Raw genomic sequence first — 299 nt, forward strand, 5'->3', positions numbered from 1 at the left:
ACACGAGGCCCGAGTTCGCGCCCGACACGACCTGCCCCGCGAGGGCCTCCACGTCCGCCGAGGTGGGCAGGCACGTGAACAGGATGTCCGCCTCGGCGGCGGCGGCGACGCTGTCCACCGCGCGTGAGCCGAACTCGGCAGCGTGCGCGAGCGCGCGGCTCGCGGTGCGGTTCCACACGAGCGTCTCGAAACGCCGCGCCAGATGCCCCGCCATGGGGTATCCCATCGCGCCGAGTCCCAGGAAGGCGACGGTCACGTTCATGGTCATGAGGTCCACACTATCAAGGCGGCGCCTCGCT

Annotated in this window: 1 protein-coding gene; it reads right to left on the minus strand. The window is 71.2% G+C overall.

Annotated elements, in window-relative coordinates; translation table 11 throughout:
* A partial coding sequence (locus DEIPI_RS32390; RefSeq protein WP_425387875.1) for an NAD(P)-binding domain-containing protein occupies window positions 1-268 on the minus strand: 268 nt, incomplete at its 3' end.
* Window positions 269-299 lie beyond the last annotated feature (31 nt).

The sequence above is a fragment of the Deinococcus pimensis DSM 21231 genome, from assembly GCF_000519345.1.
GTDB classification, from domain to species: Bacteria; Deinococcota; Deinococci; order Deinococcales; family Deinococcaceae; genus Deinococcus_A; species Deinococcus_A pimensis.